The sequence below is a fragment of the Mesorhizobium sp. genome (assembly GCF_024509055.1).
GTDB lineage: Bacteria > Pseudomonadota > Alphaproteobacteria > Rhizobiales > Rhizobiaceae > Mesorhizobium.
Genome location: NZ_JANINM010000007.1, coordinates 1 through 7,642, shown reverse-complemented (window position 1 = coordinate 7,642; position 7,642 = coordinate 1). Strand labels below are relative to the sequence as shown.

Genomic DNA, 7,642 nt, shown 5'->3' with positions numbered 1-7,642 from the left:
GTCGATTCGATGTTGTCCTTGACGCATTTGATCGCCGCCCAGGTGCCGGCGAAGCGCGACATGGCAAAGCCGTAGAGGCCGTAGTCGATGATCTCCTGGACGCCGGCCGGATTGAGGATCGGCACCATGGTGTCGACGAAGAGGAACTCGGTGGCATGCGCGTTGGTCGAGGACTCGGCCATATGGTCGTCGCCCATCAGGGCCAACACGCCGCCATGCTTCGAGGAGCCGGCGAGATTGGCGTGGCGGAAGACGTCGCCGGAGCGGTCGACGCCCGGCCCCTTGCCGTACCAGACCGAAAAGACGCCGTCATGGGTGCCCTCGCCGAGCAACTCAGTCTGCTGCGAGCCCCAGCAGGCGGTGGCGGCCAGTTCCTCGTTGAGGCCGGGCTGGAAGACGATGTCGGCCTCGGCAAGCTGCCTCTTTGCCCGCCACAGCTGCATGTCGAGGCCGCCGAGCGGCGAGCCGCGGTAGCCCGAGACGAAACCCGCGGTGTTGAGGCCGGCGCGGCGGTCGCGCTCGCGCTGCATCAAGAGCATGCGCACGACGGCCTGCGCGCCGGACAGGAAGACGCGCTCCTTGCCCAGGTCGAACTTGTCGTCGAGCGCGACGTCGTGCAGCGTCATCAGGCATTTCCTTCGCGGAGGCGCGCTTCAAACGAAGCGACCAGCGCCGGGTGGGACGCCGCAGTCTTTCTTCCCGCGCGGGAGAGGTCAAACAAAATCGCAGATGCCAGCCGAGACGCAACAAATGATCCGCTGGCAGTCGGCGGCCGCATTCAAGATCACGCCAGGCGCCTTGCAAAGCACGAAAATTTCAAGCGGCCGGCGCCGTCAGACCGCTTTCGAGCAGTCCGGCTTCGGCGCGTCGGGCAGCTTGCCGTCCGGGTGGCCGGCCAGGTCGGGATTGAGCTCGTATTTCGGCCCGATGACGAGCGGCCGGTCGGGCAGCATGGATTGATCTTCCGTAGAGGCCATCGTGGTGTCGATGCTTTGAAGCAAGGTACCGCTTGAATCCTCGATGCGGATCGAGACGGCATAGGGTTTGTCCTTGACGACGCAAGTGAGCGGCGGGCTGGTCAGGGTGATGTGCGGCAATTTCGGCCAGATCTTCTGGTTGACGATGATCGGGTCGCCGCCGGCCGGGTTCTGGAAATTCACGATGGCGACCTGCCCTTCGACCATGGGCCGCAGCGGCCTCAGCGTGATGACATAGGTGGCGATGCCGAGCCTGTAGTTGAATTCGAACAGCTTGCCGGAAATGGCGAAGAGCTGATCCTTGCCGGTGTCACGACAGGCGCCGAGCGCCACGGAGGCGATCAAGGCGGCGCCGAGAACGATCGAACGTGAAAACCTGCTAGTCATTGGAGGCCTCCCTGACCGCCGTGCGGCGGCGATAATGACGGTTCGCTTTCTGGCGGTTGCCGCAGACGGCCATGTCGCACCAGAGACGGCTGGAGTTGCGGCTGCGGTCGATGAACAGCCAGCTGCAGTTGGGACAGATCCTGAGCCTGGCGATGGTTTCGTCGCGCAGCAGCGAGAGGGCGGAGACGGCAAGCGCCGCCTCGAAGGCGATGGGCGTCGCCGGGTCGCCGAACGGCTGACCGGGCGCACCGATTTCGGCAGAGCTGCCTGACAATCCGGTCGCGCAGGCCGCGAGAAACTCCGGCAGAAGCTCGACGGCAATCGCGCCTTTCGACACGGCATGGCGAAACAGTCGATCGGTTGCTTCGCGCATCGAAACGACAGCTGGCTTTATGTCGCCCGGATCAGGGGCCCTGAGCCGCCGGCCGCCGAGCTCGGCCGCGCGAAAGCCACTCGCGGCCTCGGCGAAGCGGGCGATCTCGGCCGGATCGTCGAAACGGTCGAAGGTCTTTTCCGGATCGTTGCGCAGTACGACCGTGTTCGCCGTGTCCAGGGCGAGAATGCCACCTGTGAAGCGATGCGGGGTCCAGGAGACTGTCATAGCTGGAATCTAACCGATAAAACGCATTTGACAAGTTAGAATCCGAGTGCAACTTTTCCGGCGGCCCGGATCCATCGGCCGTAGGATGTCGCATGCTCTATTTCTTCCAGCAGGTTCTGAACGGGCTGCATTCGGGCGCGCTCTATGCTCTGCTCGCCTTTGGTTACGTGCTGACCAACGGCATCCTGCACCGCACCAACCTTGCCTATGGGGCGTTGTTTGCCTTTTGCGGCCAGACGATGATCCTTACTGCCGCCTTCGGCTACCAGGCGCTGTGGCTGACGCTGTTCGCCTCGGTGGCGCTTGGCGTGGTCGCGGCCCTGCTCTACGCCGCGCTGATCAGCCATATCTTGTCGCGCAGCGTCTTCGAGAGGCTTGCCGACCGGTCGCCCAACGCCATCGTGGTGACGACGCTCGGCATCTTGCTGTTCCTGTCCGAGGCAAGCCGCATCGCGGCCAACACGCACGATCTGTGGCTACCGCCGATGCTGGCCGATCCCGTGATCTTCGCCGAAGGCGCCGGCTTCAAGGTGACGCTCACCGTCATTCAGCTCCTCGACTGCGCGGCCGTGGTCGCGGTCGTGGCGCTGGCCGCCTGGTTCTTTTCCCGGTCGCGCTTCGGTCGCGCCTGGCGCGCCGTGTCCGACGACCCGAAGGCGGCGGCGATGTGCGGCATCGACGTGCGCGCCGTGTTCCGCCGCGCGGTGCTGTTCGGCGGCTTCTGCGCGGCCATGGCCGGGGTGCTCGCAGGCCTCTATTACGGCAACATCAGCTTCGGCACCGGTCTGGTCTACGGCCTCAAGATCCTGTTCGTGACCGCGGTCGGCGGCTACATGTCGCCGCTCAGGGCGGCGTTCGGCGCCGCGGCCTTCGGCATGGCGGAATCGCTCTGGGCCGGCTACTTCCCGCTCGAGTGGCGCGATGCCTGGATGTATCTGTTCCTGGTCGCCATGCTGGTGCTGATCGGCGCAGGCCGCGACCAGGCCAAGATCGTATGACGAGGGTCCCGCGGTTCAATTAGACCTTGAAGCACCGTAACGAAGCCGTGGCCCTGCACTGTTGACCATCCGAGCCGCCCTGCATACGGTTTGGCCGAATTGCGCGGCTTGGCGAACGGATTTCTGCGAATGGACATAGTGGCTGATCCTTCCCGCCACGGCGGAGAAACGGTCATGAAAGCGTTGCGCCTCGAGGCCGTGGGCGTAATCGCCCTGCGCGAAATGGCCAAGCCCTCGCCCGGGCCGGACGAGCTTCTGGTGCGCGTCGAGGCGTGCGGCGTCTGCGGTACCGATCGCCACCTTTTTCACGGCGAGTTTCCCTGCAGGCCGCCGGTAACGCCAGGACATGAATTTTCCGGCATCGTCGAGGCTATCGGCTCATCGGTGTCCGGCTTTTCCGTGGGCGACAGGGTCACCGGCGATCCGAACATAGCCTGTGGGCGTTGCAGCCACTGTCATGCGGGGCGCGTCAATCTCTGCCGCAACCTTAGCGCCATCGGCATTCATCGCGACGGCGGCTTCGCCGACTATGTCGTGATGCCGCAGAAGCAGGCATTCCTGCTGCCAGCTGGGCTGAACCCGATGCACGGAGCCTTCTGCGAGCCACTGGCCTGTTGCCTGCATGGCGTGGACCTGGCCGAAATCAGGCCGGGAGCCTCGGTCGTGGTGCTCGGCGGCGGCGTGATCGGGCTGCTCACCGTGCAATTGGCACGACTTGCGGGTGCTGCGACCGTAATCCTTTCGACCAGGCAAGCGTCGCGGCGGGCGCTCGCCGAGGAACTCGGCGCGACAGCGACGGTCGATCCCTCTGCCATCGATGTCATCGACACCATCAGCGGGCCGGCGGGCCTGGTGCCCGGCGGTGTCGACGTGGTGCTCGAATGCGCCGGTGTCAGGGAAACCGTCGAGCAGTCGATGCGGCTGGCTAGGCCCGGCGGCACGGTCATCATCATCGGCGTGACGCCTCAAGGCATGTTAGCGGCGTTCGAGCCGTTCGACCTGCTGTTCCGTGAACTGAGGGTGCTCGGCTCCTTCCTCAACCCGTACACGCACAGGCGAGCCGCCGAGCTCATTGCCGCGGGTGCGATCGAGATCGACAAGCTCATCTCGAGGCAGGTCTCGCTCGACGAGGCCGCTGCTGTGATCGCAGGCCCGCCCGTGCCGGGCGAGGTCAAAGTCCTGGTGGTGCCGCAACGCGGTTGACAGCAAGGCCGCTCAATCGCCTTCACACACCCGTTCGGTGGCCCATGCAAGGCGACGAAACTTGCCATGGAAAAGCCGCGAGGGATCGCCTATTTTGCGGGCAGGACAAACCGTTTGATGGAAACCAAACCCAAAATGCAGCAGCCGCTCGTCGCCATTTCGACCGACGTTCGCCAGTTCGACAATTACACCTGGCATGCCGCCCCACAGCAATATCTGGAGGCGGCAATCGCGGGCGCCGGCGTTTTCCCGGTGCTGGTGCCATCCTTCGGCGACCGGCTGGATTTCGACGAGTTGCTGTCCTCGGTCGACGGCGTCATGGTCACCGGCTCGAAGTCGAATGTGCATCCGTCGCTCTATGGTGGCGACGCGAGCGAAAAGAACGGGCCCTATGACCCCGCGCGCGACGCAACCACTTTGCCGCTGATCCGCAAGGCGATCGAGCGCGGCGTGCCGCTGCTTGCCATCTGCCGCGGCATCCAGGAGATGAACGTTGCGCTTGGCGGCACCCTCGCCACCGAGATCCAGGAACGCGAAGGCTCGCTCGACCACCGCGCGCCGGCAAGCGACGACCAGGACGAGCGGTTCGGCATCCGGCAGAAAGTGACGATCAAGCCGGGCAGCTGCCTCGCGGGCGTGTTCGGCGCCGGCGAGATCATGGTCAATTCCGTGCACCGCCAGGCTGCCGAGCGGCTCGGTGCGAAACTGCAGATCGAGGCAGTGGCAAGCGACGGCACCGTCGAGGCGGTGTCGGCCAAGGATTCTCGCGCCTTCGCCGTCGGCGTCCAGTGGCACCCGGAGTACTGGGTGAAGTCGGACAACGCCTCGGCCAAAATTTTCCGCGCCTTCGGCGATGCCGTGCGCCTGCACGCGGCGGCGAAAGCCGGCGCCCGCGCGGCGGCGGAGTAAAGAGACAAGGGCGGCTCTGTGCCGCCCCTGCACTCAATCGTTATCAGAATTTGTAGCTGAAGCCGACGCGGACGGTGTTTGTCGTCATATGCGTCGGGTACAGATAGCCGCTGTCGGTCGCCGGATTGTCAGTGAACTTACCAAAATCGCTGTAGCGATATTCAACACGCGTGGTCCAATTCGGCGCGAAGGCATACTCGACACCAGCGCCCAGCGTCCATCCGGCTTTGGTGTTGGATGAACTGTCGGTCGTCGTACCCTCAACGTAGTGGGTCTTGAAGTGCGCTACGGCCAGACCACCTGTTGCATATAGAAGAGCCGGGCCCATTGCATAGCCGAGGCGAGCCCGCAACGAGCCCTGAACGTCTATCTTGGTGTTGATGTTTCCAGCGAATCTGGAATCCACGGAGCCGCTCATCCCCGAAGCTTCGATGTCGGCTTCGGCGCCGAGAACTAATGAATCGTAGGCCTGGTTGTAACCAAGGTGGATGCCACCCAGAACCCCGTTGCTGTTCCAGGTGTCGGCCCAATCGGAATTACCAGTGGATTTGCTTTCATCGTGACTCTTGACGCGGCCCCAGCCATAACCGGTCTGGACGCCGCCATAGAAGCCGCTCCAGTCGTAAACTGTGGGAGGAGAGACAAGAGCATCAGCGGCGAATGCACCGCCCGGAAGCGCTATGAGAATAGTACACGCAACAAGAATCGACTTCATAAAAACCCCCAAGAAACCCGCAGCCAAACTACAAAAATCAGACGGCCGCGCAAGACGCGCGAGTATCTTGGCGATTGTTTCCAATCTGGAGTTGCAAAACAGCCACGCTTTGCCGATTAACGTCCACTCGCCGCCAGAGCCAGCAGCGGGTTCGCCGGCGCGTAGGATTCGTAGCCGTCGCCATCGGCGACACCGAAGGTGACGATCGGATCGACGCCATTTTCGCTGAAGGCGACGGAGCCGTCAGCCTGCTCGCGCCAGAATTTCACGCGCTCTATGCCGGGCATCAGATCGCGGCAGTTCTGGGAGACCGTGAGCCGAGACAGACCGTCCGCGACCTCGGCGCCGCGCCGGACGGCGCATGCCGCCTCGTCGCCATTGGCCGTCAACGTGTAAGTGCTGGATGTAGCGATCTCCCTAGCCAAACCCTGGCCGTCACCGTCATGCAGAAACTGTGATCCTCCAAACAACGCGGCCGACGCAACCAAACCGGCAAGCAACTTCACTCTGATTCTCCACCCATTAACCATATGCAGAATGATTTCAGAGGGTTAAGCCGGCGTTAACGGATGTTAAAATCCGGCCATCAAACACGCGGTTTGACGTTGATCGTCTCCGGCACCGGGGTCAGCGGCCGGCGCTCCGCGAACCAGGACACGAGATTGTCGACGCACAGATCCGCCATGGCGCGGCGCGTATGTTCGGAAGCGGAGCCGACATGCGGCAGAAGCGATGCGTTGGGCGCGTCGAGCAGCCCCCACGGCACATTCGGTTCGTCGGCAAAGACATCGAGCCCGGTCGCCGCGATGACGCCATCCTTGAGGGCGGAGGCGAGCGCCGCCTCGTCCACCACGCTACCGCGGCCGATGTTGATCAGGACACCGTTCGAACCCAGCGCCGACAGCACCTCGGCATTGACCGCCTTCTCGGTTGAGACGCCACCGGGCGCCACGCAAATCAAGGTGTCTACCGCTTCCGCGAGGCTCTTCAGCGTCGAATGGTACTCGTAGGCCAGGCCTTCGACCTTGCGGCGGTTATGGTAGGCGACCGGCAGCCCGAAAGCCTCGACGCGGCGAGCGACGGCAAGACCGATGCGGCCCATGCCGAAGATGCCTACACGGCGGCCCCTTAAAGTAAGCCGGCTCAGGCGGTAGTTGCCCTTCTTCACCCAGTTGCCGTCGCGCAACCATTTCTCGGCAGCGTAAAGTTCGCGCACCGTGTTGATCAAAAGTCCGATCGCCGTGTCCGCCACTTCCTCGGTCAGGACGTCGGGCGTGTTGGTGACCATGACGCCGCGCCTGGCCGCATGATTGGCGTCGACCGAATCATAACCGACGCCGAAGCTGGCGATGATCTCGAGATTTGGCAGCGCATCGATCATCGCCGCGTTGATGCCCGCGTAAGAGGCGATGCCGCGCACAGTCGCGCGCATCTCGTCGGTCACCAGCGAGGGATCGGCGCGCTCGATCCCGACGCGGTGGAACGCCGCATCGATGCGGCCGACGGCATGGTCGTTGAAGTCGCCCGGCACCAGGATGACGACCGGCGACGCTGCCTCGGCTTTGGTCACGTGCGCTCCACCGGCTTGCCGGTCGACTGCCGCACATGCAGCTCCGGCTTGATCAGTTCCTGCGAGGGTCGCACGGCCTGCCCATTCAGCTTGTCAAGCAGGGCGCTGGCGGCGCGGCGGCCAACCTCGCGCTGGCCGTTCCACACCGTAGTCAGCGCGGGCGTCGCGATTGCCGCCTCCTCCAGATCGTCATAGCCGGTGACGGAGATGTCCACTCCCGGCACCATGCCGGCGCGCGCGATGCCGTTCATCAGCCCGATCGCGACCAGATCGTTCCAGCAG

General features: G+C 63.9%; 9 protein-coding genes and 1 pseudogene. 3 read left to right on the top strand and 7 right to left on the bottom strand.

The window, feature by feature from the left end; translation table 11 throughout:
• The 3 genes and pseudogenes from Q0L57_RS00690 to Q0L57_RS00680 form a co-directional block, all read right to left on the bottom strand.
• A pseudogene (locus Q0L57_RS00690) lies at positions 1-626 on the bottom strand (indolepyruvate ferredoxin oxidoreductase family protein); the annotation flags it as partial.
• 207 nt (positions 627-833) lie between these two features.
• Positions 834-1,364: a hypothetical protein gene (locus tag Q0L57_RS00685; protein ID WP_296736372.1), complete on the bottom strand. Its 531-nt coding sequence runs from the start codon at positions 1,362-1,364 to the stop codon at positions 834-836.
• Positions 1,357-1,965 carry a CGNR zinc finger domain-containing protein gene (locus Q0L57_RS00680; protein WP_296736369.1) on the bottom strand — a complete coding sequence of 203 codons (609 nt, stop codon included), beginning with the start codon at positions 1,963-1,965 and terminating at the stop codon, positions 1,357-1,359. Before Q0L57_RS00680 ends, Q0L57_RS00685 begins: the two co-directional genes overlap by 8 nt.
• A gap of 92 nt (positions 1,966-2,057) precedes the next feature.
• Here Q0L57_RS00680 and Q0L57_RS00675 point away from each other — a divergent pair, with 92 nt between their 5' ends.
• The 3 genes from Q0L57_RS00675 to Q0L57_RS00665 all read left to right on the top strand — a co-directional run bounded on the left by Q0L57_RS00675 (position 2,058) and on the right by Q0L57_RS00665 (position 5,075).
• Positions 2,058-2,963: a branched-chain amino acid ABC transporter permease gene (locus Q0L57_RS00675; protein WP_296736367.1), complete on the top strand. Its 906-nt coding sequence runs from the start codon at positions 2,058-2,060 to the stop codon at positions 2,961-2,963.
• A 174-nt stretch (positions 2,964-3,137) separates the two neighbouring features.
• A complete protein-coding gene (locus tag Q0L57_RS00670; RefSeq protein WP_296736364.1) occupies positions 3,138-4,166 on the top strand; it encodes a zinc-dependent alcohol dehydrogenase family protein in 1,029 nt (342 codons plus the stop codon).
• Positions 4,167-4,283: 117 nt separating this feature from the next.
• Positions 4,284-5,075: a gamma-glutamyl-gamma-aminobutyrate hydrolase family protein gene (locus Q0L57_RS00665; protein ID WP_296736362.1), complete on the top strand. Its 792-nt coding sequence runs from the start codon at positions 4,284-4,286 to the stop codon at positions 5,073-5,075.
• Between the two features lie 43 nt (positions 5,076-5,118).
• On the opposite strand, the gene Q0L57_RS00660 is transcribed toward Q0L57_RS00665, so the two are convergent.
• The 4 genes from Q0L57_RS00660 to Q0L57_RS00645 all read right to left on the bottom strand — a co-directional run.
• Positions 5,119-5,790, bottom strand: a complete 672-nt coding sequence (locus tag Q0L57_RS00660) for an outer membrane protein (RefSeq protein WP_296736360.1) — start codon at positions 5,788-5,790, stop codon at positions 5,119-5,121.
• 116 nt (positions 5,791-5,906) lie between these two features.
• A complete protein-coding gene (locus Q0L57_RS00655; protein ID WP_296736359.1) occupies positions 5,907-6,296 on the bottom strand; it encodes a hypothetical protein in 390 nt (129 codons plus the stop codon).
• 80 nt (positions 6,297-6,376) lie between these two features.
• Positions 6,377-7,360 (bottom strand): 2-hydroxyacid dehydrogenase, encoded by a 984-nt coding sequence (locus Q0L57_RS00650; protein WP_296736356.1) that lies wholly within the window; start codon positions 7,358-7,360, stop codon positions 6,377-6,379.
• On the bottom strand, positions 7,357-7,642 hold a 286-nt coding region (locus tag Q0L57_RS00645; protein ID WP_296736354.1), incomplete at its 5' end, for a substrate-binding domain-containing protein. The genes Q0L57_RS00650 and Q0L57_RS00645, both read right to left, overlap by 4 nt.

Excerpts from the sequence above, each read along its gene's own strand:
- Q0L57_RS00670 (WP_296736364.1), top strand. The coding sequence starts at position 3,138 with ATGAAAGCGTTGCGCCTCGAGGCCGTGGGCGTAATCGCCCTGCGCGAA.
- Q0L57_RS00660 (WP_296736360.1), bottom strand. The coding sequence starts at position 5,790 with ATGAAGTCGATTCTTGTTGCGTGTACTATTCTCATAGCGCTTCCGGGC.
- Q0L57_RS00680 (WP_296736369.1), bottom strand. The coding sequence starts at position 1,965 with ATGACAGTCTCCTGGACCCCGCATCGCTTCACAGGTGGCATTCTCGCC.
- Q0L57_RS00665 (WP_296736362.1), top strand. The coding sequence starts at position 4,284 with ATGGAAACCAAACCCAAAATGCAGCAGCCGCTCGTCGCCATTTCGACC.
- Q0L57_RS00685 (WP_296736372.1), bottom strand. The coding sequence starts at position 1,364 with ATGACTAGCAGGTTTTCACGTTCGATCGTTCTCGGCGCCGCCTTGATC.
- Q0L57_RS00675 (WP_296736367.1), top strand. The coding sequence starts at position 2,058 with ATGCTCTATTTCTTCCAGCAGGTTCTGAACGGGCTGCATTCGGGCGCG.